General features: G+C 40.5%; 21 protein-coding genes. 8 read left to right on the forward strand and 13 right to left on the reverse strand.

Annotated features, from left to right (window positions below):
* Positions 1–173: 173 nt before the first annotated feature.
* From H5187_RS18700 to H5187_RS18715, 4 genes are all read right to left on the reverse strand, one after another.
* Positions 174–692 carry a DUF2931 family protein gene (locus H5187_RS18700; protein ID WP_182768424.1) on the reverse strand — a complete coding sequence of 173 codons (519 nt, stop codon included), beginning with the start codon at positions 690–692 and terminating at the stop codon, positions 174–176.
* Positions 677–2,383, reverse strand: coding sequence for a DUF2235 domain-containing protein (locus tag H5187_RS18705; RefSeq protein WP_182785270.1), 1,707 nt, complete (start codon positions 2,381–2,383; stop codon positions 677–679). Before H5187_RS18705 ends, H5187_RS18700 begins: the two co-directional genes overlap by 16 nt.
* Positions 2,384–2,386: 3 nt before the next feature.
* Positions 2,387–3,043 (reverse strand): peptidoglycan-binding protein, encoded by a 657-nt coding sequence (locus H5187_RS18710; protein WP_182785271.1) that lies wholly within the window; start codon positions 3,041–3,043, stop codon positions 2,387–2,389.
* Positions 3,044–3,340: 297 nt separating this feature from the next.
* The gene (locus tag H5187_RS18715) at positions 3,341–3,940 is read right to left on the reverse strand and encodes a TIGR04211 family SH3 domain-containing protein (RefSeq protein ID WP_149981356.1); all 600 of its coding nucleotides are present in this window, start codon (positions 3,938–3,940) and stop codon (positions 3,341–3,343) included.
* Between the two features lie 214 nt (positions 3,941–4,154).
* On the opposite strand from H5187_RS18715, the gene H5187_RS18720 reads away from it, so the two are divergent.
* From H5187_RS18720 to H5187_RS18735, 4 genes are all read left to right on the forward strand, one after another.
* Positions 4,155–5,675, forward strand: a complete 1,521-nt coding sequence (locus H5187_RS18720) for a CYTH and CHAD domain-containing protein (protein ID WP_182719526.1) — start codon at positions 4,155–4,157, stop codon at positions 5,673–5,675.
* Positions 5,676–5,706: 31 nt separating this feature from the next.
* Positions 5,707–6,378 (forward strand): START domain-containing protein, encoded by a 672-nt coding sequence (locus tag H5187_RS18725; RefSeq protein WP_182719525.1) that lies wholly within the window; start codon positions 5,707–5,709, stop codon positions 6,376–6,378.
* A gap of 166 nt (positions 6,379–6,544) precedes the next feature.
* Complete coding sequence (locus H5187_RS18730; RefSeq protein ID WP_182798142.1) at positions 6,545–8,533, forward strand: LTA synthase family protein; 1,989 nt, start codon at positions 6,545–6,547, stop codon at positions 8,531–8,533.
* A 56-nt stretch (positions 8,534–8,589) separates the two neighbouring features.
* Positions 8,590–8,997, forward strand: a complete 408-nt coding sequence (locus tag H5187_RS18735; protein WP_182719523.1) for a diacylglycerol kinase — start codon at positions 8,590–8,592, stop codon at positions 8,995–8,997.
* Between the two features lie 493 nt (positions 8,998–9,490).
* On the opposite strand, the gene metK is transcribed toward H5187_RS18735, so the two are convergent.
* A complete protein-coding gene (gene metK, locus H5187_RS18740) occupies positions 9,491–10,642 on the reverse strand; it encodes a methionine adenosyltransferase (RefSeq protein ID WP_149981353.1) in 1,152 nt (383 codons plus the stop codon).
* A 274-nt stretch (positions 10,643–10,916) separates the two neighbouring features.
* Here metK and tkt point away from each other — a divergent pair, with 274 nt between their 5' ends.
* From tkt to H5187_RS18760, 4 genes are all read left to right on the forward strand, one after another.
* On the forward strand, positions 10,917–12,908 hold the full coding sequence (gene tkt, locus H5187_RS18745; RefSeq protein WP_182762468.1) for a transketolase: 1,992 nt from the start codon (positions 10,917–10,919) through the stop codon (positions 12,906–12,908).
* Between the two features lie 321 nt (positions 12,909–13,229).
* A complete protein-coding gene (locus H5187_RS18750; protein WP_182740889.1) occupies positions 13,230–13,541 on the forward strand; it encodes a pyrimidine/purine nucleoside phosphorylase in 312 nt (103 codons plus the stop codon).
* Positions 13,542–13,722: 181 nt separating this feature from the next.
* Positions 13,723–14,079, forward strand: a complete 357-nt coding sequence (hpf, locus tag H5187_RS18755; protein WP_145235189.1) for a ribosome hibernation-promoting factor, HPF/YfiA family — start codon at positions 13,723–13,725, stop codon at positions 14,077–14,079.
* 205 nt (positions 14,080–14,284) lie between these two features.
* Positions 14,285–15,457, forward strand: coding sequence for an NRAMP family divalent metal transporter (locus tag H5187_RS18760; RefSeq protein ID WP_182794635.1), 1,173 nt, complete (start codon positions 14,285–14,287; stop codon positions 15,455–15,457).
* A 150-nt stretch (positions 15,458–15,607) separates the two neighbouring features.
* Here H5187_RS18760 and yacG read toward each other — a convergent pair whose 3' ends face one another.
* The 8 genes from yacG to nadC form a co-directional block, all read right to left on the reverse strand.
* Positions 15,608–15,838 carry a DNA gyrase inhibitor YacG gene (gene yacG / locus H5187_RS18765; protein WP_149981349.1) on the reverse strand — a complete coding sequence of 77 codons (231 nt, stop codon included), beginning with the start codon at positions 15,836–15,838 and terminating at the stop codon, positions 15,608–15,610.
* Between the two features lie 67 nt (positions 15,839–15,905).
* On the reverse strand, positions 15,906–17,585 hold the full coding sequence (gene pilB, locus H5187_RS18770; RefSeq protein WP_182768270.1) for a type IV-A pilus assembly ATPase PilB: 1,680 nt from the start codon (positions 17,583–17,585) through the stop codon (positions 15,906–15,908).
* A gap of 136 nt (positions 17,586–17,721) precedes the next feature.
* Positions 17,722–18,357, reverse strand: coding sequence for a dephospho-CoA kinase (coaE, locus tag H5187_RS18775; protein WP_182794620.1), 636 nt, complete (start codon positions 18,355–18,357; stop codon positions 17,722–17,724).
* A gap of 1 nt (position 18,358) precedes the next feature.
* Positions 18,359–19,258 (reverse strand): A24 family peptidase, encoded by a 900-nt coding sequence (locus H5187_RS18780; protein ID WP_310737088.1) that lies wholly within the window; start codon positions 19,256–19,258, stop codon positions 18,359–18,361.
* A 1,161-nt stretch (positions 19,259–20,419) separates the two neighbouring features.
* Positions 20,420–21,646, reverse strand: coding sequence for a type II secretion system F family protein (locus tag H5187_RS18785; protein ID WP_145235200.1), 1,227 nt, complete (start codon positions 21,644–21,646; stop codon positions 20,420–20,422).
* 2 nt (positions 21,647–21,648) lie between these two features.
* Entirely contained in the window at positions 21,649–22,971 is a 1,323-nt protein-coding gene (locus H5187_RS18790; protein WP_169020158.1) for an O-antigen ligase, read from the reverse strand.
* 45 nt (positions 22,972–23,016) lie between these two features.
* Entirely contained in the window at positions 23,017–23,469 is a 453-nt protein-coding gene (locus H5187_RS18795) for a pilin (protein WP_169020157.1), read from the reverse strand.
* Positions 23,470–24,005: 536 nt separating this feature from the next.
* Complete coding sequence (gene nadC, locus H5187_RS18800; protein ID WP_182740911.1) at positions 24,006–24,851, reverse strand: carboxylating nicotinate-nucleotide diphosphorylase; 846 nt, start codon at positions 24,849–24,851, stop codon at positions 24,006–24,008.
* Positions 24,852–25,299 lie beyond the last annotated feature (448 nt).

The raw sequence follows: 25,299 nt of genomic DNA on the forward strand, positions 1-25,299 counted from the left end.
ATGTAATCAATTGTTCCTGTTGACGAGCAACCTATTACAAATAATGTTAAAGCAAGTGTGATGAGTGATTTTATGAGCTTGTCCATAATCTATATCCATTTATTAATTGTGATTGCCATTGCTCACTCTTTTCATCTTGTTCTGGCTGGTTGTAAAAAGGCGTTTAAAACTGGTCATTTATTCTCACGCCACTGTGCTTGCCCAGAGCCAAGCTCGTGTAATACACGGCCTGTTCTATTTCTGTCAGATCGTGCATTTGATAGCCATACTTTTATCTCGCCACTATCCCCCATGCCAACAATTAAATAAGGCCTGATATTTTCTTCTACTTCTCCTGTGCTTATCCATGCATAAGCAGGTAAATTTTTAGCTAATTTATAACCATTTTTATTTATTGCCAGTTCACCGTAGTAAATTCTGTTCTCTGACTTATCTAACCACTCAACCGCTACTTTTTCTGGGAATTTTTGATCGTAAACACCAACCATAGCTCCCGCTGTGGCTCGACAACAAGACATAGTTCCTGCGGGTACATCCCACTTGTCATCAAACTTAATTAAAGTCACAAATATATTATTGCCTTCATCTGTTGAACCCGATACAACCATATAGTCGATTTCACCTGTTGTTGCACAGCCGTCTAGTAATACAGCAAACAAGCTAGTAAGAAGTAACTTTAAGATTTTGTCCATAATCTATATCCATTTATTAATTGTAATTGCCATTGCTCACTCTTTTCAGCTTGTTCTGGCTGATTGTAAAAAAGCTCACGTTGTTGGTTTTTAGTGGTGAATTCAGCGTCTTCTTCAGGGCCATGAGCAATCGCATCAATCGTTGCTGAATATTTAACACTGTGGTGGATGTAATCTTTATATAAAGCCTGCCAGGCATCACTTTGTGGGCCAAAGCTACGGGCGCTATCAACCAGTGCTTTAAGCTCGTTAGGTAAAATATAAGGTATAGCTTGGCCGTCAGCTTGTTTGCGGTTAGCAAGTTCCGTTAAGCTTTGTAGTGGCACGCCTTGGTTAACCGCCGTTTCATGCATTAGCGCTAGGCTATAATGGGGTAAGGTATTATTTAAATTGCGCCGCCAATACGGTTTATAGCCGGTATAAACCGTATACTCTGATTCATTACGAATTCGCTTTGGCTTTCTGTTCATCCTTGGCCTACTTGCTTTAAACTCAATATTAATTGTTGGCCAATAATATTTTTGCTCAAGTGACTTTTTAAGCTGCGCTAATTCTTTATCGTGCTCTGGCTCTCCGGCTTGCCCAGCAATATATTGCCACGGGTATAATATGGTTGTTTCTACGGGGCCATAACCGCCGCCAATATCTGAGTGCACACCCGGTAATTCAATCTCTTGCTGGTTTTTAAGGAGCTGCTTATTACGGGTACGTAATGAGCTGAGTGGAAATTTATCACGCTTTTCATCAAATGCCGCCAAATGCATTACAAACCCCGCACTACTACTTGCTAGATGTAAGTTAACGGGGTAATCAAGTTCATTATTGGCATAAAACTCACTGTGGTTGTTGTCACCATCACCACCAATAGAGGCAACACTGTCAAATAAGCCAACAAAGCGGATAACGGGCTTAATACCGCCCCAATAGTGTGGATTATTTTTATAAATCGCATTCACTTGATTAACAAATGCCCGCGCTTGCGCTGCGCCACGGCTAAAACCAAATACGTCCAGAAATCCAATGCTCATCTTTGAGTATTCTTTGAAAAATTGAACTGTTGTGACTAGAGTCTCTCTAATTCGCTCATCAAAACTAAACGCCAAACCCATATCTAAGGTTGAATCGCTTTCATTTGCTTTAGTGCCAATACCTTCAACATAATAGCGTGATTGATATTTTTGAAAGGGATATAACTCAAACAACTTAACCACATTAGTCGGTTCATTCGCGTCGGTTGAATCTTGTATGTCGTTAAGGCGGTTATTTCCCGTGCCATCAAAGAACACCCCAAAGCTAGGGGGCTCTGCGAGCAAGGTTATTTCAATATGGCCTTTTGGTAATATTTTATGTTCGAGTAATTGCGGCCCGCCTTTTTCACCAATATTGAATGACTGAACCTTTAATGGATCGAAATAATCTGCAAAGCTTTGTTCGTTAATAAGGGTTAATTCTGCTTCGCCCGCTATAATTACTTTTAAGGTGTAAAGCGCTTGTTGTGACAGGTTTTTAAAGTGGTATTGTTGATTGCCCTGTTGCTCCAAGTTAACCGCACTACCTTGGCTAAACAACTGCGCTTTTATATCTACATCACCAATCACTTTAACTATTATATGTTTTTGTAACGCACCAACATTTGTTTTGATAACCAGAGTGTTAACTTTATTGACTGCCATGGGCATTGCTTGGCTCATAACTTAGGCTCCATAAACATAAACAAGACGGCTTTTAGTAACCGGCCCTGCAATGCCGTCTACCTGTAGTTGTTGCGCTTGTTGAAATTCCCTCACACCCGCTTTGGTTTTTGTGCCATTAGCGCCATCAACCTTGCCGCAATTAAACCCCAACATATTGCACCGGCCTTGCACACCAGAAAGTGTTTCTATCGGATCTAGATTACCTACTTGTACCGCAAAGCTTTTAGTTGGCGTGGTGTCGCCTGCTTTTAAATATAAATCGACGCTGCCAGTAAGGGCGTCGTTATTATTAAGTTCTACTTCGATAAGCCCATCACTTTGCAGAACGGTATCGATTGCTTGGCTACCTATGTTGAGTACAATACGTTTGCCGGTAATGTCATCACCATCTTCATGAATTATTTGCAGGCGAAAATATTCTTTTTCGTTTTGTACAACAAACGTATTTAGACTGTTAGCGCGCAGCGGCATAAACTTTTCTTTTTTAGGTGGAATATTGATGATATCACCCGGAAAAATTAAATTAGGATCGGGCCGTAGTGCTTTAAACTCCGCATTACTGGGATGGTTATATAATGCTGTTGAGGTTTTATAACCATATTGGCGTGCTATGCGTAGCAGTGTTTCGCCTTGTGCGACGGTGTGTTGTTGCGCCATCGTTAAATCCTTTTATACGTCTAAATTAGGTTCCCTCACTGCACCATTTAGGGACAAGTATTTTGTTACATTATACAAAGCTGAAATAATATTCTAGTAAATATTTAACGGGTAAAAATGAAATAGGTTAATATAGATGGGGAATAATGCTGAAAACATTGAACAAAACATAGTTTTATGTTGTTTGAAAAATATACATTATTATAGGGGGAGTTTCTTTGAGTATGAAAAGCCGATTATGCATCGGCTTTTATTTAGATAAACCTAAGTTATTACTGTTATACGGGGTATAAGGTTTTACGCCCAGCCGTCGTAACGTTTGCGGCGCGATAATACGATAGTCAAAATAATACCTAAAAATAAACCTATGAAGGCAATTGCTCCGCCATAAGTTAGTAGCTGACGTTTTTCTTTTGCACCGGCTTGTTGTTTTTCAGTGCGTTCAGCTTCTAAGGTACTTTTTAATTTAGCAATCTGCTCTGATAGAGCACTATTTTGGTCAGTTAAAGTTTGGCTTTGCTCTTGTAGCTGCGGTAATTCAATCTGTGCTTGACGAAGTTGCTCTTGCATTGATGCCATTTCAGCACTGAGTGTGCGGTATTGTTGGTGAATACCTGGAGTTTTAGAAACAAATTTAGCTTCTACCCAGCCTTCTCGTTCTTTATCATCAATAACTTTAACAAAGCCATTTTCTTCAGCAGATAGCTGGGTTAGCTTTGTACCAGCATCAACAGAGCCAATAATGCGATAATTTTTACTCGCGCCAGAGTGCATAAATGTATAAAGATTATCGACTATATAAGCGGTGTTTGCATCGCTAGCTGAATTGCTTTCTTCTGCGTGACTCATAAATGCGGCCGCTGCGAATAGCAAAGCTAATAAAGAATGTTTAAACATCAATCTACCCTGTTAATGTAACCGTCTGTGGGACAGCAATCGTATTATTCATAGTTAAGTATTGAGATAGTATGGATTTAGCGCGCTAATAGCAAGACTGATATTGTAATCATGGCTGCTGTTTGCTGATTCAAATAAGCTAAAAAATTTGCAATGTTGGGCAGCTTTGTTTATTTTGAGCTCTTATTTATTTTAAAGGTAATCCTCAAGCCTAATGGATACTGAGATAGAACTGAAGTTTTTGGTGTCAGACGCCGTAATCCCACTGATCCCCGCGTTAATTACTCAATTTGCAAAAACGGTTACTAATAAACCTTCGCGTAGTTTACAAAATGCTTATTTTGACACGCCAAGCCGTGAATTAAGAGCGCTCGATATCGGTTTTCGTACCCGCTGTGCTGATAATCAATGTGAGCAAACTATCAAGCTTGCTGGAGAAGTTATGGGCGGGTTGCATCAACGACCTGAATATAATTTACCGCTGGAAAGTAGCCGACCAAATATAACTGCATTTGATGCCAGTATTTGGCCGCATGGTATGCAAATAAGTGCAATTGCCGCTAATCTTTATCCTATTTTTAGTACTAACTTCATTCGTCGTACTTGGCTTATTGAAACCGACAGTGGCGCTAAAATTGAAGTAGTGTTAGATAAAGGTGAAGTATCTGCATCGGGTTTGATGGAGCCAATTTGTGAGCTTGAAATTGAACTGGTTGAAGGCAGCCGCGATGAATTATTTGCTTTAGCAGATAAGTTAGTGAGTCAAAGTAATATTCGATTAGGGCTATATTCTAAAGCAGCTCGTGGTTATCGCCTTGCGGATGAAAAACCACTTAAGCCAAGTAAATCAATTGGCTTTGTATCGTTACCTAAATATGCAACACAAGAGCAAGCACTTATAGCCGCAATTGGCTTTGGTATTCGTTTTGTACAAAAACATGAACAGTGTTATTTCGATAAACCGAGTTTAAAGACTCTGAAACGAGTGACCGATGGTATTAGTTTAATCCGTCATACGTTTTGGTTATTTGACGATATTGTTGATAAAAACACCACCGAGCTATTACGCACCGAGCTAAAATGGCTATTAAGTGAATTAGCATGGGTTGAAAACGCGATTCAACTAAAAACCTACACATCTAAGCGCCACGCATACTATAAAAAAATCAACAGTGCACCTGAGTTAACGCAAGTTATTAATGACTTAAAAGAGCTACAGCCAAGTATTGATGATATTAATCGGTTGTTTCATAGCGCTCGCTATAACCGCTTATTATTGTCTTTAACCACCTGGCTGGTGGATAAGCAATGGCGTAAAAGTTGGGGGCAAGTACAGTTTCAAGCAGCTGAAAAACCAGTCGCTGAGATTGCTAATCGATTATTTGAAAAAGATTGGCAAGACCTTCATCAGTTACTGCCAGAACAAAAAACACTGACTGTTAAGGATTACTTGGATTTACGTATGCGTTTAGAAAACAGCTTACTCAGTGGTAACTGTTTAGGTTCGTTATTTGAAAAAGATGAACGCAGTGAGTTTCGTATTCCATGGTTAGATATTTCACACGGCATGTACGAGCTCAGCACGCTTGAGTATCTAAAGCAGTTATGTGCAGGACAAGATGATGAAGAGCTGGCAAAAATTCAAAGCTGGCTTGAAAGAAAGTCTGAATTCTTGGTCGACGCAATGGAACAAAGCCGCTTAGCTTCATATAAAATATCACCTTACTGGCAGTAATCGCGTTTAAGCCAGTACATAGGGAATACACATGGTACGGCGGGTATTATTACTAATGCTGCTCTTTAGTGCCGATGCGCTCAGTGATGTTCAGCATTGGCAACTCTGGAAACAGCATGATGGTGCAAGTGTGTACTACAAAAAACATGATAATGGTATTTTTGAAGTGCAGGCTGAGATCACTATTGAAGGTGTCACGGCCAATGACTTTATGACATTGCTAAGTGATACTAACAGCGCGCCGTTATGGATTGATAATGTTACCCATGTGAAAGTGTTGGAGCGATTAAGTCCCTCAGAAACTATTGTACATACCGAGTTTGAGTCGCCGTGGCCACTCACTGATCGCGATATGGTTAGTTACTCATGCTACCAACAACTGAACGGCACCCAGACTAAGTTAACGATTACAGCAAAAACAGGGGAGCTTGCAAAGCGCCAAGCTGTGATCCGTATCACTGATCTAAAAGCACATTGGTTATTAACTCAACATAGCAGTGAAGGGCAATCATTGTTAACTATAACATATGAAATATACGCTAATCCTGGTGGTGCAATTCCGCATTGGCTAAGCAATAAAGTGGGATTAGAAAGTGCAATGCATACCTTGCTTGCTCTTAAATTACGCCTAATCAATAAAACCTATCAAACCAATCAGCAAGTAAGCCAAGTTGGTAATTGTAGTCACATCAATAAACAATAGCGTGTTAATTCTAACAATTGGTATAATCTGGATAGCTAGTCAACTCCTTGTTACTACTTTGTTTAATTGAACTTTTATTACAAATAATTACAAAAAAAATATTGTTGCTGTAACTTAAATCGGTAATACTCCCGCGCTGGGAACATACTACTTTAAGGACCGTAAAGTGTTTGCATCATCAGTTGCAGGATCAAGCCGTTGGTTTTCATTTGTTAACGAAAGTTGGCGCATCGCTACATTATGGCTAGCGGGTGTTCTATTGTTTATGAGCTTTCGGGTTTTCTTTTTAGTCTACTTTCATGACCGGATCACCACACCAATTGATCTTAACGTTATTTTAAACACCTTAGAAACAGGGTTTGCTTTTGACTCAGCTGCCAGTGGTGTGTGTTTTAGCATTCCTTTTTTATTAAATTGTATTTTACAGCCGATGCGCTTAGGTCATTGGGTAAGAATGGTGCGTAACTTTACGGGTAAGCTTTTTTTTGTAGTCGCTATTTTACTCTGTATAACCAGTATTACGTATATTGCAGAGTACGGTAGCCAATTCAATTACTTTATGTTTGAAGGGTTGCACGATGATCAGCAAGCAATTGCTTTAACCGTGATTGAACAATATCGGCCATGGGGTAGTTTTCTGGGGTTATTAGCACTGTTGGTGGTTGCATTTAAGTTATGCGAGCGCGTTGATAAGCAGTCGAATAGCTTTTTACAGCGCATTTTTACTGACTGTAAATGGAAGCGTACGTTGTTAATTAGCATCATTGTGGTGTTATTTATCTGTGCTATTCGTGGTTCTTTTGAGTCTCGTCCGGCATCACGAAAGTGGTCTGCGGTAACGCCGGACCCATTTATTAATAATTTGGTGATCAATCCATTTCGCAGCTTTTTTTATGCCATTAAAGATTACAACGATCTACAAAGCCATGGCGTAAACGGTGAAAATCCATATTTAAGCCATAACTCAGGGCTTGATGCCTTACCTTTAAATGCGCTGAGTAAACATACGACAGCGCCTTTGTTAGCTGCACCGTCACAGGTATTTGTAATTGTTATGGAAAGTTATGATTCTTGGCCGTTACAACAAAAGTATGCTGCACTTAATTTAACTAATCAGTTAAAAAACCTAGCTAGTAAAGGTATTTACCTAGATAACGTTTTACCTGCAGCTAGCAGTACCATGAATTCGCTATCCAGTATTGTATCTGGGATCCCTTATGCAGGGGTTAATATGAGTTTGATTGGGCCACAAAACCCAAGTAGCAAGCTATCGTTATTTAATCAATTCGAGCAGTTAGGGTACACCAGCCAGTTTTTTTATGGTGGTTTATTATCGTGGCAAAATGTCGGTGAGTACGTTCTATCCCAAGGTGTTGATAAGGTCTATTCAGCTACCGATGCTGGTGGTAAAGGTAGCGCCGGTGTCTGGGGCATTGATGATGGTCAGCTATTTGATTTGGTAGCAGAAAAAACAACGAAAAAAAGTTTTAATGTGATCCTCTCAGGTAGTTATCATGGCCCGTTTAATCTCGATTTAGATAAATATAACTACCCTTATAAGTCGGTTGCAGATTATCCAGCTGAGATAAATAAATTAGCTGGGGAGTTATTAGATCCTTATGTATTAGGGCACTTATGGTATGCAGATAAAATGCTGGGTGAGTTTGTGGCTAAGATGGAGCAACGTTATCCAGATGCATTATTTGTCATTACCGGGGATCATTATAGTCGCCGTAACTTTCATCAGCGCCCAAATTTATATGAGTTAACTCATGTGCCGATAGTGATTTATGGCAAAGGTGTTAGTGCAGATTTAGTGCCTGCGCAACAAGTGGCAAGCCATATGGATATCGCTCCAACATTATTAGATTTAATTGCGCCAGCAAATACTCAGTTTTATAGCATGGGACAATCATTATTTAATGCAGCGCCAGATAGGAGGGTATTTGGTTTTCAAACAATACGTCACAATGAACAGCTCTGGCGTGGTGATTTATCGGCGCTTTATGAGTATTATAGGGTTAATGAGCGGGATAAAACTCAGCTTTTACCGGCAACACCATCGCAATTTGTTGAAATTGATGCACAGACAGAGCAAGCATATACCCAGTATATGGCGACAGCTTGGCAGTTATTAACTCAAGGCATGGATTAAGGTAATGGTTTTACCCATCACCCGATAAGCAACACTTACACGCTAAAGATCATAAAATGACTAAACCAGAAATTAACTTAGTAAACAAACCCAACGGCATAGGAATTGGGCGTATTTTAAAAGCAACTAAATGCTCAATTAAAGGTTTTAAAGCCGCATTTAAGGAAGAGTCGGCCTTTCGTAATGAGCTTGCGCTAGGGCTTGTATTATTGCCATTATCATTTTGGCTAGCGCAATCATTACAGCACTGGGTGATACTTATAATCAGCTTTTTGTTATTGTTGATTGTTGAGTTGCTAAATTCAGCAATTGAAGCATTAACAGATCGAGTCGGTGTTGAATATCATGTGTTATCAGGGCGAGCGAAAGATATTGCTTCAGCGGCTGTGACATTAGCACTGATAGTGTTATTTATTGTATGGGCTGTGGCTGGGTATGAAAAGATAATTACATTGATAGGTTAGGAAGTTAGGCAAAACGTTACAGGCTTTGAGCAACGAGTTTATCTCGCGACAAACACTTATCCTTCGCGGTGGCAAGCCACTCGCCTACAAGTAATATCCACCGCGCTCCTGTAGGTCGCCATTTATGGCGACAAGCCTATTTACCTCCGAGGGTAGGAGGCGCTGTGCGCTACACCGAGAAGACAAAAGTAAAGTTAATTACTTACAGGTTTTTCCTCTATGAGCTCGGTGAACTCTGTGGTGAAATTATAAAAAAAATAGGTTTGCACCAAGAGTAGTGAATAAGGGGGGAAATACCACTGGCTTCGAACACGCCCTAACTCCTAGCCACTTCCTAGAACCTAGTTTTAATTGTGCGGGGTAAACCCGCGCCTATGTCTGGTAGCAGCGAGTTTACCTCGCGACAATAACCTAGGCATTTACAACAATATAATCAGCAGGCATAAAAAAAAGCGCCAATTGGCGCTTTTTTGTATTCACACAATGGCTAATATTAAAGACCAGCTGCTGCGCGAAGTGCGTCTGCTTTATCTGTGCGTTCCCAAGGGAATTCATCACGACCAAAATGCCCGTAAGCTGCAGTTGGTAGATAAATAGGGCGCTCAAGATCAAGCATTTTAATTAAGCCATATGGACGTAAGTCAAAGTGTTCACGAATCAATTCAATTAAACGTGATTCTTCAAGCTTGCTGGTACCAAATGTTTCAACACTGATTGACGTTGGCTCTGCAACACCGATTGCGTAAGAAACTTGTAGCTCACATTTGTCAGCAAGGCCCGCAGCAACGATGTTTTTAGCAACGTAACGTGCAGCGTACGCAGCTGAACGGTCAACTTTTGATGGATCTTTACCTGAGAATGCACCGCCACCGTGACGAGCCATGCCGCCATAGGTATCAACGATAATTTTACGACCAGTAAGACCACAGTCACCCATTGGGCCACCGATTACAAAACGGCCAGTCGGGTTAATGAAAAACTTAGTTGCACTAGTGATAAGCTCAGCAGGCAGTACCGGCTTGATAATTGTTTCCATCACAGCTTCTACTAAATCTTTTTGTGAAATGTCTTCACTGTGTTGAGTAGAAAGTACCACAGCGTCAATACCTACTGGCTTGCCGTTTTCATATGCAAAAGTAACTTGTGATTTTGCATCAGGACGTAACCAGTTAAGCTCGCCGCTTTTACGTACTTGCGCTTGACGCTGTACTAAACGGTGTGAGTAAGTGATTGGTGCAGGCATTAATACTTCAGTTTCGTTACATGCGTAACCAAACATTAGGCCTTGGTCGCCAGCGCCTTGTTCTTCTGGGCTAGTACGGTCAACACCTTGGTTGATGTCAGGAGACTGCTTACCAATCGTGTTTAAAATTGCACACGAGTCGGCATCAAAACCCATATCAGAATGAGTGTAGCCAATTTCACGTACAGTTTTACGTGTGATTTCTTCGATATCAACCCATGCGCTAGTAGTGATTTCACCACCAACCATAACCATACCAGTCTTTACGTAAGTTTCACACGCAACACGGGCATGAGAATCTTGTTCTAAGATGGCATCTAGTACCGCGTCAGAGATTTGGTCCGCGATTTTATCCGGATGACCTTCAGAAACAGATTCAGAAGTAAATAAATGTTTTGCCATTGTCTTTGCTCACAAATATTGCGCTTCACAAACGTCGGTAAGAGCGCTAAAAAATTTAGGGGCGTATTTTATCTAAAACAACGATAGTTGCATAGTTTTTTTACGCCTAGACGTCTAAATAAAATTACTAATAACTTTTTGTTCTTAAAAAAAATTCATAATGCCCAATTTAATCAGGTTTTTAATTGCATACAGCCCCTACAATAAGTAAGAATGGATCTTCAAATGAATACACACAATAACCAGCGCAAATACAGTAAAGGTAGGAGAATCCATGCCGTCTCGCAAAGAACTTGCAAATGCTATTCGCGTCTTATCAATGGACGCAGTACAAAAGGCCAAATCAGGCCACCCTGGAGCCCCTATGGGCATGGCTGATATCGCAGAAGTACTATGGCGCGATTATCTAAACCACAACCCAACAAATCCAGAGTGGGTAGATAGAGATCGATTTATACTTTCCAATGGCCACGGTTCAATGCTTATTTATTCTCTATTGCATTTAAGTGGTTATGATTTACCAATTGAGGAAATTAAAAACTTCCGTCAAATGCATTCAAAAACACCAGGACACCCAGAATATGGGTATGCGCCAGGTATTGAGACTACTACGGGCCCACTTGGTCAAGGGATCACTAACGCGGTAGGTATGGCAATTGCTGAAAAAGCATTAGCCGCGCAATTTAACCGCGAAGGTCACGATATTGTTGATCACCACACATATACTTTCTTAGGCGATGGTTGCTTAATGGAAGGTATTTCTCATGAAGCATGTTCACTTGCCGGCACATTAGGCCTAGGTAAGCTTGTTGCGTTTTGGGATGACAACGGTATTTCAATTGATGGTGAAGTTGAAGGTTGGTTTAGCGATGATACACCTGCACGCTTTAAAGCCTACGGTTGGCATGTAGTAAGTGACGTTGATGGCCATGACTCAGACGCTATCCGCGCAGCCATCGAAGAAGCACGCAGCATCACCGACAAGCCAACACTAATTTGTTGTAAAACAGTTATCGGTTATGGTTCACCAAATAAATCAGGTAGCCATGATTGTCACGGCGCACCACTAGGTGAAGACGAAATCAAAGCAGCACGCGAGTTCCTTGGTTGGACTGGTGAAGCATTTGAAATCCCAGCTGATATTTATGCACAATGGGATGGCAAAGAAAAGGGTAAACAACTTGAAGCTAACTGGGATGAAAAATTTGCCGCGTACGCCGCTGCACACCCAGAACTAGCCGCTGAATTTAAACGCCGTACTAGTAGTGAGTTGCCAGCAGATTGGGCTGAAAAATCACAAGCATATATTGAGCAACTAGACGCAAATCCAGCAAACCCAGCATCACGTAAGGCATCGCAAGACGCACTGAATGCATTTGGCCCATTACTGCCTGAATTTATGGGCGGCTCAGCTGATTTAGCGGGTTCTAACCTGACTATTTGGAAAGGCTCTAAAGGCTTAACACGCGATGATGCCAGCGGTAACTACATCTATTACGGTGTTCGTGAGTTTGGTATGTCGGCGATTATGAATGGTATTGCACTGCATAAAGGTTTTATTCCTTACGGCGCAACTTTCCTAATGTTTATGGAATATGCACGTAATGCAGTACGCATGGCTGCACTTATGAAAGTGCCAAGCATTTTTGTATACACCCACGATTCAATCGGTTTAGGTGAAGATGGTCCAACTCACCAACCAGTAGAGCAAATTGCTAGCATGCGTTTAACGCCAAACCTAGTTAACTGGCGCCCGTGTGACCAAGTTGAGTCTGCGATTGCATGGCAACAAGCGATTGAGCGCCAAGATGGTCCAACATCACTTATCTTTACTCGCCAAGGCCTTGAGCAGCAAACTCGCTCAGCGCAGCAATTAAGCGACGTTAAAAAAGGTGGTTATGTACTGAGCTGTGATGGCGAGCCTGAGCTTATCTTAATCGCAACTGGCTCTGAGGTGCAATTAGCACAAGATTCAGCGGCAGAACTACGTAAGCAAGGTAAAAAAGTACGCGTTGTATCAATGCCATCAACAGATGCATTTGATGCGCAAGATGCTGCATACAAAGAAAGCGTATTACCAGCTGCAGTTTCACGCCGCGTAGCAGTAGAGGCAGGCATTGCAGACTACTGGTATAAATACGTAGGCCTAAACGGCGCAGTAGTAGGTATGACCACCTTTGGTGAGTCAGCCCCTGCAAATGAGCTGTTTGAGCACTTTGGCTTCACGGTAGAAAACATCGTAAACAAAGCTAACGAATTGTTTTAATCTTTACGATTGAAATTTAAAAGCCCGCACTGTGGTTACACAGCGCGGGCTTTTTGTGTTTGGCCGGTAGGTTGGGTAGAGCGCAGCGAAACCCAACGAAGGGAATTTGAGCCGTCAGCCGTCAGTCATAAGCTTTCAGCTGTCAGTTTTAGAATAGTTAAGCGTAAGCGACTTGACGCGCTAAAGCACGACCTACACTGTTAGCCCGAAGCCCGAAGCCCGAAGCCCATGAGTATTTTTCACATCACTACACTTGCATGCTATGTGTCCTTAAGGCAATGTGGTCGCAGTTAAATTATAAATCAAAGAGCAGGAGTGAGGATGTCTCAGTTTGATAATGTAAGTGTTGTTAAAGCAGCGAACGTATATTTTGACGGTAAAGTATCAAGTCGTACCGTGGTTTTTGCTGATGGCAGCACTAAAACGTTAGGTTTTATGCAACCGGGTGAGTTTGAATTTGCTACGAGCAAAAAAGAATTGATGGAATTAAACGGCGGCCAGTGGGATGTATTACTCCCTGGTGAGACGAAATGGCAAACGATGTCAGCAGGGGAGTCTTTTAACGTTGATGCTAACGTTACCTTTCAAGTAAAAGTGACTGACTTTGCTGATTACTGTTGTTCGTATACTTAATATACAAATCAAGTGACACGCTGAAAGCCCGCCATGCGCGGGCTTTTGCATATTTAATGTGACTAAATTGATCTACATCAGCTGTAATAACAAATAAATTTCATATTTATGCTTTTCTGCCTTGTGTTAATCTAAATAGCCCCCAATACTAGTTATGAGGTAACATAAAAAAGGATACCCTATGAAAATTAATCTTTCTGGTCACCATGTTGACGTTACTGACTCTATTAGAGAGCACATCAACGAAAAATTTTCAAAAATTGCGAGTCATTTTCCATCTCTGATCGCACTAGATATCATTCTTTCAAAAGAGCATCATAAGCTCCAAGCAGAAATCAGTACCATATACGAAGGCGCGCGTTTATCCGTTAAAGGTGAGAACGAAGTTCTTTATCCAGCTATTGCAAACGCGGCTAAAAAACTCGATGCAGCACTAAAGCATCGTAAAGGCCAAATTAAAGCCAATTTACATGAAAAACCGGTGAGCACTACACCTGAAATTGCTCATGAAATTATTCAAGAAATGGACCTACGTTAAATAATAAAGACGCTAGATCTTAGGCAACTAGGATCTAGCGATTTACATCTAAAGGACTAGTCCTCTAAACCTCCGCTTTACTCTTTATTTCTTAATTAAAACGCTGTAACTTGCTTATTATTAACCATAAGTAATAAGTACACAGATGCAGTCAGCAGTATCAATTTGGCAAACTCGTTTAAACGCACTAGGTCCCGGTATTTTAATGGCGACCGCTGCAATTGGTGGCTCACATTTAGTGGCATCAACGCAAGCAGGGGCTATTTTTGGCTGGCAGCTATTTTGGTTAATCCTCGTTGTTAACGTGCTTAAGTATCCATTTTTCCGCTTTGGTATCGAGTACACGCTAGCCACAAAAAAAAGCTTAGTTGAAGGCTATCAAAGTAAAGGCCCATGGTTTTTTTATAGTTTTATTGGCTTAAATATTATTGCTGCGGTGGTCAATACTGCTGGTGTGCTGCTATTAACGGCCAGTTTATTACACTACGCTTTACCTATTGCTATTTCAGTGACTTTACTGTGTTGGTTGATCCTCGCCGTTTGCTTAGTCATTTTATTACTCGGGCACTTTAAAGCACTCGATAACGTCGCAAAGGCTATTATGGGGCTACTTACACTAGCAACAGTCATTGCCCTAGCTATTGCATTTAGTAACGGCCCAATGGCACCTGCTGATTACATTGGCCCATCTCCCTATGAACTTGCTATGCTGGGTTTTATGGTGGCATTGATGGGCTGGATGCCTGCACCGATTGAAATCTCAGCATTAAGCTCATTGTGGCTTAAAGAAAAACAAAGCCAACAAACGGTAACTAGAGCGCAGGGGTTATTTGATTTTAATTTAGGTTATTGGTTAACCGCAGGGCTGGCATTAGTATTCTTTTCACTTGGTGTGCTAGTGCAATACGGGCAAAGCGCGAATATAGAGCTCGGCGGCGTGGCATTTGCTAAACAGCTTATTGATATGTATGCCCTTACCATAGGTGAATGGGCACGACCATTAGTTTCAATTATCGCGTTTTTGTGTATGTTTGGCACAACTTTAACCGTGCTTGATGGCTACGCCCGCACATTAAACGAATCACACAAGTTATTAGGTTTTAAACAAAGTAAGCACAGCTTAAATATCTGGTTGATAGTACAGTCTTTGGCGGGGATGGCGGTGATCTTATTCTTTAAATCAGCCCTTGGCCCTATGCTTACTTTTGCTATGACGCTAGCATTTTTGACCACGCCGATTTTTGCATGGCTGAACTTCAGCTTAGTTCGCTCAGTGCCAAGTATTCAGCATTCCAAAGTAATACAAAGCTTGAGCTGGTTAGGACTGATTTATTTAGTTGGCTTTGCGTTGGTGTTTTTGGTTTGGAAGCTTGGTTAACAGCAAAGTAGTTAATTGGAGTTTGCGCGGGGTAAACCCGCGCCTACGTATTGGTAGCAGCGAGTTTACCTCGCCACGGGCTGCGAGCTTCGAATACTAGAACCTAGCTACTACCTAAAACCTAGCCCCTATTTTTCAATTACTTCAGGCTTACTTGAAAAAATCATCGTCGTTTTTAGCAAGCATAGCTTCAATATCTTCAATCATATCTTGGCTTAAATCATCTGCAGAGGTTATTGGTGCAGAGATTTTATTGTTTTCAAACGACCATTCGCCTAAATCAATTAACTGACAGCGTTTTGAACAAAAAGGGCGGTGCGGACTTTTTTCTGACCATTCGACTTGGGTTTTACACGTTGGGCAGCTTACAACTGTTGGCATAACATCTTCTCATACATATTGTTTACGATTTATAACTCTAAAACCTAGAAAGCTAGGTTTTAGGATCTTAAAAACTAGTTACTCGGTTTATCTCGGCTAATGAAGTCATACCGGCGGCAGCTTTTCTGAGGCCTGATAAACGCAAGTTATTAAAGCCTGACTTTAACGATACTTCAGCAATTTCTAGTGAATTACCGCCACGCATAATGATTTGCGCTATTTCTGGAGTAATCTGCATTACTTCATAAATACCCACACGACCTTTGTAGCCATCAGTGCAGCTATCGCAGCCTTTGGGTGCAAATAAAGTGAGTTCAGTTATTTGTTCAGGGCTAAAACCTTGGCGTTGTAACTCTTCGTCCGGCAAGCTTTCAGGTGCTTTACATTTAGGGCATAAACGTCGAGCTAAGCGCTGTGCGATAATTAAGCTAATCGAGCTGGCAACGTTATAAGCAGGTACACCCATATTAAGTAAACGGGTTAGGGTTTCAGGTGCAGAGTTAGTATGTAAGGTCGATAATACCAAGTGACCAGTTTGCGCCGCTTTAATAGAAATTTCAGCGGTTTCAAGATCTCGGATCTCACCGACCATCACCACATCAGGATCTTGACGTAAAAACGCTTTTAGCGCATTAGCAAAGGTCATCTCTGCGCGCGGGTTAATTTGTACTTGGTTGATACCTTCAAGGTTAATTTCAACCGGATCTTCTGCAGTGCTAATATTACGCTCTGGTTGGTTAAGAATATTCAAACCAGTGTAAAGCGATACTGTTTTACCCGAGCCGGTAGGGCCGGTAACTAAAATCATGCCTTGCGGTTGTTGCAGCGCATCCATATAGAGCTTTTTCTGCTCAGGTTCGTAACCCAGTACATCAATGCCAAGCATGGCACTGGATGAATCAAGGATACGCATTACTATTTTTTCGCCCCACAAAGTCGGCAGCGTACTTACCCGGAAATCGATACTTTTACGTTCGGTGATTTTAAGTTTGATACGGCCATCTTGTGGTTTACGTTTTTCGGCAATATCTAAGCGTGCCATTACTTTTATCCGCGCTGATAAACGCGTAGCTAAGCTGTTCGGCGGGCTGGCCATTTCATGTAAAATGCCATCGATACGAAAACGCACGCGGTATTTATGTTCGTAAGGTTCAAAGTGTAAATCCGAGGCGCCTTTTTTAATTGCATCCATCAAAATTTTATTGATGTATACGATAATTGGGGCATCGTCTTTTTCGTCTTCGCCGTTGTTTTGTATTTCGCGAGGGCTTTCGGTATCTAAATCACTAAATTCTTTAAATTCTTCATCGCTAAGATGCAAGCTGCCCGATGCATCAAGCAGCTGTTCTATTTTTGCTTCAAGCTGGCGATAATCAACGACGACTACCTCACATGCAAGCCCTGTACTGAATTCAAAGTTTTCAAAAGCACCATAATCAGTCGGATCCGACGCGGCAATGTAGAGTTTACGGCCTTTTTTAATTAAAGGCAGAATATGATGATCTTTGATCAGTTTTTCTTTAACAAGCTCTTTGGGGATCAGCTCGACGTCAAACTCACGTATATCAAAATAAGGCACTCGGAATAAGTCGATGCATTGCTCGGCAAGTTCATGACCATCAATACCGCTGCATTTTGCGATCAACTCCGCAGTTGAGCCATACTCACGTTGTTTGAGTTTGACTGTTTCTGCGTCAATACGGCCAAGCGTAATAAACTTTCTAAGTAATGGTGAATTAATATTCATTGCGCACCTTGGTTAGATCCTTTCATAGCCAGCAATTTATCAGAAAAAAGAATGGTATAACATCAGTCTTGTCGATTTAAGGTAATTTGACAACAAAAAGCTAAAAAGTTTTTGTTTATCACAACCGTTATCATCTTTATGAGTTAACTTTAGCCGTTAGTTGTAAGTAGTTTTGATGAAGTTGCATTATATCCTGCTCAACTAAATGCAATGGGCGGTTGTTATCAATCACATCGTCAGCTCGGTGGCGTTTATCCTCGCGTGACATTTGTGCGGCGATAATACTGCGTGCTTGCTGCTCAGAGGTGTTATCGCGGGCGATAGTACGCTTGAGTTGTATTTCTACAGGAACGTCAATCACTAAAGTGCGATCACAATATTGCTCAAGACCATTTTCAAATAACAGTGGTGCGACGAGTACCACATATGCGCTGTTTGCAGAGTGTAAATCAGTAAGAGTTTTTTCACGGATCAGTGGATGCAGTAAATTATTAAGCCAAGTTTTTTGCGCTGTATCAGCAAAAATAATCTCACGTAATTGCGCCCGGTTTAAACTGCCGTCGGGGTTTAGCACTTGGGCACCAAAATGCTCACTAATGGCAGCTAAACCAGGGCTATGCGGTTTGACTACGTGGCGTGCAATAATATCAGCATCAACTACGGTAATAGCGAGTTTTTCAAACATGGCACTAACGGCGCTTTTTCCGCAACCAATACCGCCGGTTAAGCCCAGCACCCAATTTTTCATCGGTTTATGAGTGGATGCATTCATATTAATAACCTAACAAATTAAAATAAAATACTTGGATTTGTGTGCCCCATAACAAAGTAACCCAACCTGCAATGGCTAAATAAGGCCCAAATGGAATTGGCGTGGCTTTATCTTTGCCTTGAATACTCAATAACGCGATACCAATAATAGCGCCCACTACACTCGATAATAAAACAATGGTGAGTAATGATTGCCAGCCAAGCAATGCGCCAAATACCGCCAGTAATTTAAAATCACCATAGCCCATGCCTTCTTTACCGGTGAGCAGTTTAAATAGCCAAAATACGCTCCAGAGGCTTAAGTAACCACATGCTGCACCAATAATGGCATCTGTTGGGGAGATAGTGATGCCCATTACCGCAGCAATTAATGCTAACCAGACTAAAGGTAAGGTGAGTTGGTCAGGCAGTAGCATATGATCAATGTCAATAAAGGTCAGGGCGACGAGCACCCAAGTAATTAAAATATACAGTAGTGCCTGCTCAGTCGCGCCAAAGGTGTAGGCCACTATTAAGCTTAAAACCGCAGTAAGCATTTCAACAATTGGGTAACGTACTGAAATTGGGTTACTGCAACTGGCGCAGCGACCTTTTAACAATAACCAGCTAATAACAGGAATGTTTTGCCAAGGCTTAATTGCCGTTTTGCATTTTGGGCAGGTCGAGTTGGGCTTGATCAGATTAAACTCAGTTTCTGTATTATCAGCTTTTGTAGGTTTTAAATCGTCAGCCAGTAAAACACGGCATTCTGTTTGCCATTCACGTTGCATCATTATCGGCAACCGGTAAATAACTACATTCAAAAAACTGCCAATACACAGGCTCACTAAGCCAACAGTGAGTAAATAAAACCATAATTGGTTTTGCATAACAGTGATTATATCGAGAAAGAAATTTTGCATTCGCTAAAACCTAAAATCTAAAAACTACTAAAAGCCCGCACTTACGTGTATGTAGCAGCGAGTTTATCTCGTGACTGTTTATACATTTACACCGATAAACTTATTTTACCACCGAGGGCACAAAGACGCTGCGCGCTACACAGAGAAACCAAAGTAAAAAATCACTTATTTTTTCTCTGTGTTCTCGGTGGTGAATTAATCACTGACAGAACTTGAATCTATTGCGTAGGGTAAACCCGCGCCTACGCATTGTTAGCTGCGAGTTTACCTCGCGACTGTTTATACATTTACACCGATAAACCTATTTTACCACCGAGGGCACAAAGGCGCTGCGCGCTACACAGAGAAACCAAAGTAAAAAATCACTTATTTCTTCTCTGTGAACTCGGTGGTGAATTAATCACTGACAGAACTTGAATCTATTGCGCGGGGTAAACCCGCACCTACGCATTGGTAGCAGCGAGTTTACCTCGCGACTGTTTATACATTTACACCGATAAACCTATTTTACCATAGAGGGCACAAAGGCGCTGCGCGCTACACAGAGAAACCAAAGTAAAAAATCACTTATTTTTTCTCTGTGTTCTCGGTGGTGAATTAATCACTGACAGAACTTGAATCTATTGCGCGGGGTAACCCCGCGCCTACGTATTGGTAGCAGCGAATTTATCTCGCGACTGTTTATACATTTACACAAACAAACTTATTTTACCACCGAGGGCAGGAGACGCTGCGCGCTATACAGAGAAACCAAAGTAAAAAATCACTTATTTCTTCTCTGTGTTCTCAGTGGTGAATTAATCACTGAAAGAACTTGAATCTATTCGCGGGGTAAACCCGCGCCTACGCATTGGTAGCAGCGAGTTTACCTCGCGACAATGAGATTATTTTCGCGGTGGCAAGCCACTCGCCTACAAGTAATGCCCACAGTCAAAAACCTTTCTGCACAAAGAGTAGAATGAGAGCAAATGAGAAATGCGCCACGGGCTTCGAATACACCCTAGCCACTTCCTAGCACCTATTTTTACAATTACTTCTTTAAAGCGCAGCGTTTCTTAATCTCTGTGGTGAATAAATCACTTAAATAAAAAAGATGTTTCATTGCTTAATATAAATTAGGAACATTTTTGCTTACAGCTTACAGCTTACAGCTTACAGCTTTTATATAACCGACCCAAGTTGGAAAATAGGTAAGTACATAGCAATGATCAAACCACCAACTAACACGCCGAGTACCGCCATAATAAGCGGCTCTAACAAGCTCGATAGGCCATCTACTGCATCATCAACTTCTTGCTCATAAATAGTGGCGACCTTTGCCAGCATGCCATCCAAAGAGCCTGACTCTTCACCTATAGCGACCATTTGTATCACCATATCGGGGAATATTTTTGAGTTGCGCATCGCCCAGTTCATTTGATTACCCGAGCTTACTTCAGCTTTTATATCTAAAATAGCATAACGATAAACCGCGTTACCTGAAGCCCCAGCAGCTGAGTCCAGCGCATCAACTAGAGGTACACCCGCCGCAAAGGTGGTCGAAAGCGTACGGGCATAGCGCGCCACCGCAGCTTTATTTAAAATCATACCAATTACGGGTAATTTTAAAATAGCACGGTCGTTGGCATCGCGTAGTTTTTTGCTTTTTAGTAGCGCTTCCTTATAAGCCCAGCCAAAGCCTACTAAGGCAATGAGCATCATCCACCAATATTCTTGCATAAACTCAGAAATACCTATCACCATTAAAGTAAACGCAGGGAGTTCTGCACCAAAGCCGGCAAAAATATCTTGAAATTGCGGCACTACGAATATAAGTAAAATAGAGGTTACAATTAACGCCACTACCAATACAGCAATAGGGTAGAACATAGCTTTTTTAATTTTTGATTTCAGCGCTTCTGACTTTTCTTTATACAGGGCAACGCGGTCGAATATTTTATCCAGTGCACCAGATTGCTCACCGGAGGCGACTAAATCACAATACAAATCATCAAAATAGCGAGGGTGTTTACGCAGTGCATCAGATAAAGCACCACCTGCTTTTACTTCATCGCCGACGGTTTCCATTAGCTTTGTAACGCTTTTGTTTGTTGACCCGGTGCCTATCATTTCGATTGATTGAATAAGGGGAACACCTGCCATTAACATAGTGGCAATTTGCCGCGTAACTAAAGCAATATCTTTTGGCGTAATAGCCTGCATACGCACGCCGAACAAAGGCTTGGCTTTTCGTTTAACTTTTGAGGGTGTGATACCTTGTTTACGTAATTGGGCCTTGACTAAAGCTATACTTGCGCCTGTCATTTCGCCTTCAAGGCGCTTCCCGCGAGCACTCACGCCTACCCATTCAAAAGTATCAAATCCTTTTTTGTCCGGTTGCTTTGCCATTATTAATCCTCGAAGTAAGTAAGTTTACAATTTTCAAAAGATAATTGTCCGTTAGACCAAAAGCTAGGGCCGTATGGTTTAGGGTCTAAACAGCTGTAGCTAAGTATAACTAATGCCGCGTAAAGTAAAGATATTGTGAATGTAATAATTAGTGCTATTTTTTTATGTGTGTTATTTTTTCTTTCAAATAGATTATAACCTAAATACCCAAGTAAAATCCCAACTAAAACAAATAAAAAAGTCTGCGGAATTGGCATGACTATCACGCCGCTGACTAGTGAGTAAATTAGTAAGCTTACGAATGAAGTAAAACAGGTTAAAAACTCATTGTTACCTTTGTTTTTCTTAATGAATGCTAGTGAGTGAGTGATTAATTTATATATAAACCAAACAGTAATAGATAAAACAATTACCCCCCAGTTATTCAATATTTGAAGGATGCTATTATGGGGGTGGCCAAAATCGAAAGTCTCAGATTTATACCCACCAGGGCCATTACCGATAAGTAGTGTTTTAAAGCTTATATTGTTGATAACTTCTAGCCATAACTCGTATCTTTTTGAACTACCAGTTCTTATTATATATTCGGCTGAGTGGTAAAAACTAAGATAAAAATAATGAAGTAAAAATAATAAAATAGCAGCTAATACATAAAAGAGTATCTCTTTTACCATGCTTTTATTTATGAAATAGCAATAAATTAAAGTTGTTATCAAAATTGCTATTGAAGCCCCTCGCGCGCTACTGAAAAGTAGCAAAAAGAAATTAAAAGTCAGAGTGACTTTGGCAACTCTATGTAACTTAGAGTGTGAAAGAAAATAGATGACAAAGGGTATGCTTAGGACTTGAAATTGATTAAAAAATCGAATGTTATAGAAACCATATAAAACGCCATCAGGAAATGGCGCCTCACTTGATAGAATAAAAAAAGAATAATTAAGTAATGAATAAGATACTAAAAATACGTTAGAGAAAAATATCGTATAAAATAAAATAGAGTTATTATCTTTTATTTTATAACCTAAAAAAACAAGGCTTATTAGCATTGTAGCGTGAAGATAGCTCAAGCTTGAATATAATAAGTTTTCGCTTAAAAGTGTGCTTATTAAACCAATGAATAGAACTGAAACTAAAATCAGCTTCGATTTTTTTTCTAATTTGAATGAATGAAAATAAAGTAAGGCACATAAAATAAGGAGTATAGATTGGAAAAATCTTTTTTCATTAAATAAACCCAAAAAATACTCATCAATAAATGGAATTAGACAAAAAAATAAGAATAAGGAAGGAATGTTTGAGTGAAGTAAATATTTTCTAGTATCCATAATGCAAGCTCTTTCATAGAAAGAGCTTCTTTTACTAATTGTCAATTAGCTTTTGCGACAGTTTTGCGGCACATATTTATTTAATGCACTATCGTCAATTTCGCATTTCCATGTAACTCCACCGTTTGCTGCATTTGGAGTAAAAACTAAAGTAGAGCCATCTAAAGCACCAACATTAGTTCCTTTAACAGTAGTTGTGATTACACCAGAACCACTTACTTCAACGGAGGCAACATAAGTAGATGAAATACCTGTAGTATCTAAACCTACTTTTGCATTGCTATTACAGGCAGTAATATCACCTGTAGTAATTATACATTCACTAACTGCTGTTTTAGCTGAACCAGCAAATGTAACAACTTCACTCATTTTTGCACGAGTCGTATAATCTTGATAAGCAGGCAAGGCTACCGCTGCTAAAATACCGATGATTGCTACTACAATCATTAATTCAATTAGGGTAAAACCCTTTTGACTTTGTTGTGTCATTTTTTCCATGTTCCTCTCCTAAAGGATAGTGTTTTTTGTAAGCTAAATAAATTATGTTAGTAAAGTGTGTAATCACGTTAGCTATTGTAACTGCTTTATCTTACGGTTTTTTTAAAATCGTTAAATTACTAATACCTAACCCAGTGCCTAGCTAAATAATGCTGGATAGGTTTTAGCAACTATTAAAATTACTCTGTTAGATCTACTTTAGCACTAAAACAGCTGATTGAAAGCGGCTTTAACTGCATTTCATCGAATTTTAAAAACTTTCTTCACCCACTACTTGGTATTAATGTTGTTTATTTAACTCACAGCTTTCATCAAAGTAGCCGTGCGGTGTAAAACAATACCCGTAAGTAGTTCTTTAGAATTGGTTGAAAGTTATTTAATTCACCCTTGAGGCTTACATTAGCACTGTTTTGTATTATATGAAGCACTAAAATTAACAATTTGTTACAGTGTAAGCCTTTCGGCGTATTTAATGCTTTTTTAATCAGTTTGTCAACGCATTAGGGAAACATAATATTTGTTATTTAGTTTGATTATTACTCAAAGCGCATTGACAAATCGATTGACTGTAAATTTTTTGTAAGTGCACCGCTGGATATAAAATCAATCCCAGCCTGTGAGTAGGTGCGCAGTGTTTCTAGGGTCATATTACCCGAAACTTCTAATTTAGCGCGCTTATCGGTCAGTACTACTGCTTGTTGAATTTGCTTAACGCTAAAGTTATCCAGCATTATAATATCAGCACCGGCTGTAATGGCTTGATCTAGCTCAATAAGTGATTCGACTTCTACTTCTACTGGTTTAGTTGGATGATTAAGTTTTGCTTGCGCTACGGCTTTATCGATGCCACCACAGGCGGCAATGTGGTTTTCTTTAATTAAAAACGCATCAAATAAGCCAATGCGATGATTTGCGCCACCGCCACATTTGACCGCGTACTTTTGTAATGCACGTAGGCCCGGAATGGTTTTACGGGTATCGAGTAGTTGGGTGTGGGTGCCACTGAGTTCTTTAACATAATGCGCTGTAGTGGTTGCTGTACCTGACAAGGTTTGAACAAAATTAAGTGCGGTACGTTCAGCTGTTAAAATAGCGCGGGCAGAACCTATTGCTGTAAATAAGGTATCGTTAGCTTTAACTGTATCACCATCATTTACCAATACATTAACTGCTACACTCGGATCAACTTGTTTGAATACTTCTAAGATAATGTCTTTACCGCAAAACACGCAATCTTCACGAGTGATCACTTTGGCATTAGCGTGCTGCGCCGCTGGAATTAATTGCGCGGTGATGTCGCCTTGTTCGGCTGTTTGGTAATTTAAATCTTCATCAAGGGCAAGTTTAACCAATTGGCTTAAAAGGCTGTGTGGGATAGACATTATAAAAGCTCATTATAATTAGGAAATTGCACAAATTTTACATGGTTTGAAAGTGAAAGAGAAGGCTGAAGCTATAAGTTTGATTAGGTTCTAGAGAGTGAGGTTCTAGGTTTTAGGAAGTGACTAGATGCTAGGGCATATTCGAAGCTCGTCGCTCGAAGCCCGCGGCATTTGTTCTTATCATTGTGCAAAAGTTTTTTAGTGATTTATTCACCACAGAGATCATCGAGCTCACAGAGGAAAAACCAATAGGTAATAGTGATTAACTTTACTTTTGCCTTCTCGGTGTAGCAAAGCGCCTCGGTGGGTTCGGTGGTGAAATAGTGTGTCTGTATAAATGTAAAAACAGTCGCGAGGTAAACTCGCTGCTACCAATGCGTAGATGCGGGTTTACCCCGCGCAATTAAAATTTATTCACAAAGAGGACAAGAGACGCTGCGCTTTTGAG

The organism is Pseudoalteromonas sp. SG44-1 (genome assembly GCF_014164315.1).
In the GTDB taxonomy this organism is placed as follows: Bacteria; Pseudomonadota; Gammaproteobacteria; order Enterobacterales; family Alteromonadaceae; genus Pseudoalteromonas; species Pseudoalteromonas rhizosphaerae.

Coding starts and splice junctions, on each gene's coding strand:
- H5187_RS18700 (WP_182768424.1), bottom strand. CDS start 692: ATGGACAAAATCTTAAAGTTACTTCTTACTAGCTTGTTTGCTGTATTA.
- H5187_RS18705 (WP_182785270.1), bottom strand. CDS start 2,383: ATGAGCCAAGCAATGCCCATGGCAGTCAATAAAGTTAACACTCTGGTT.
- H5187_RS18710 (WP_182785271.1), bottom strand. CDS start 3,043: ATGGCGCAACAACACACCGTCGCACAAGGCGAAACACTGCTACGCATA.
- H5187_RS18715 (WP_149981356.1), bottom strand. CDS start 3,940: ATGTTTAAACATTCTTTATTAGCTTTGCTATTCGCAGCGGCCGCATTT.
- H5187_RS18720 (WP_182719526.1), top strand. CDS start 4,155: ATGGATACTGAGATAGAACTGAAGTTTTTGGTGTCAGACGCCGTAATC.
- H5187_RS18725 (WP_182719525.1), top strand. CDS start 5,707: ATGGTACGGCGGGTATTATTACTAATGCTGCTCTTTAGTGCCGATGCG.
- H5187_RS18735 (WP_182719523.1), top strand. CDS start 8,590: ATGACTAAACCAGAAATTAACTTAGTAAACAAACCCAACGGCATAGGA.
- metK (WP_149981353.1), bottom strand. CDS start 10,642: ATGGCAAAACATTTATTTACTTCTGAATCTGTTTCTGAAGGTCATCCG.
- tkt (WP_182762468.1), top strand. CDS start 10,917: ATGCCGTCTCGCAAAGAACTTGCAAATGCTATTCGCGTCTTATCAATG.
- H5187_RS18750 (WP_182740889.1), top strand. CDS start 13,230: ATGTCTCAGTTTGATAATGTAAGTGTTGTTAAAGCAGCGAACGTATAT.
- hpf (WP_145235189.1), top strand. CDS start 13,723: ATGAAAATTAATCTTTCTGGTCACCATGTTGACGTTACTGACTCTATT.
- H5187_RS18760 (WP_182794635.1), top strand. CDS start 14,285: ATGGCGACCGCTGCAATTGGTGGCTCACATTTAGTGGCATCAACGCAA.
- yacG (WP_149981349.1), bottom strand. CDS start 15,838: ATGCCAACAGTTGTAAGCTGCCCAACGTGTAAAACCCAAGTCGAATGG.
- pilB (WP_182768270.1), bottom strand. CDS start 17,585: ATGAATATTAATTCACCATTACTTAGAAAGTTTATTACGCTTGGCCGT.
- coaE (WP_182794620.1), bottom strand. CDS start 18,357: ATGAATGCATCCACTCATAAACCGATGAAAAATTGGGTGCTGGGCTTA.
- H5187_RS18780 (WP_310737088.1), bottom strand. CDS start 19,258: ATGCAAAATTTCTTTCTCGATATAATCACTGTTATGCAAAACCAATTA.
- H5187_RS18785 (WP_145235200.1), bottom strand. CDS start 21,646: ATGGCAAAGCAACCGGACAAAAAAGGATTTGATACTTTTGAATGGGTA.
- H5187_RS18790 (WP_169020158.1), bottom strand. CDS start 22,971: ATGGATACTAGAAAATATTTACTTCACTCAAACATTCCTTCCTTATTC.
- H5187_RS18795 (WP_169020157.1), bottom strand. CDS start 23,469: ATGGAAAAAATGACACAACAAAGTCAAAAGGGTTTTACCCTAATTGAA.
- nadC (WP_182740911.1), bottom strand. CDS start 24,851: ATGTCTATCCCACACAGCCTTTTAAGCCAATTGGTTAAACTTGCCCTT.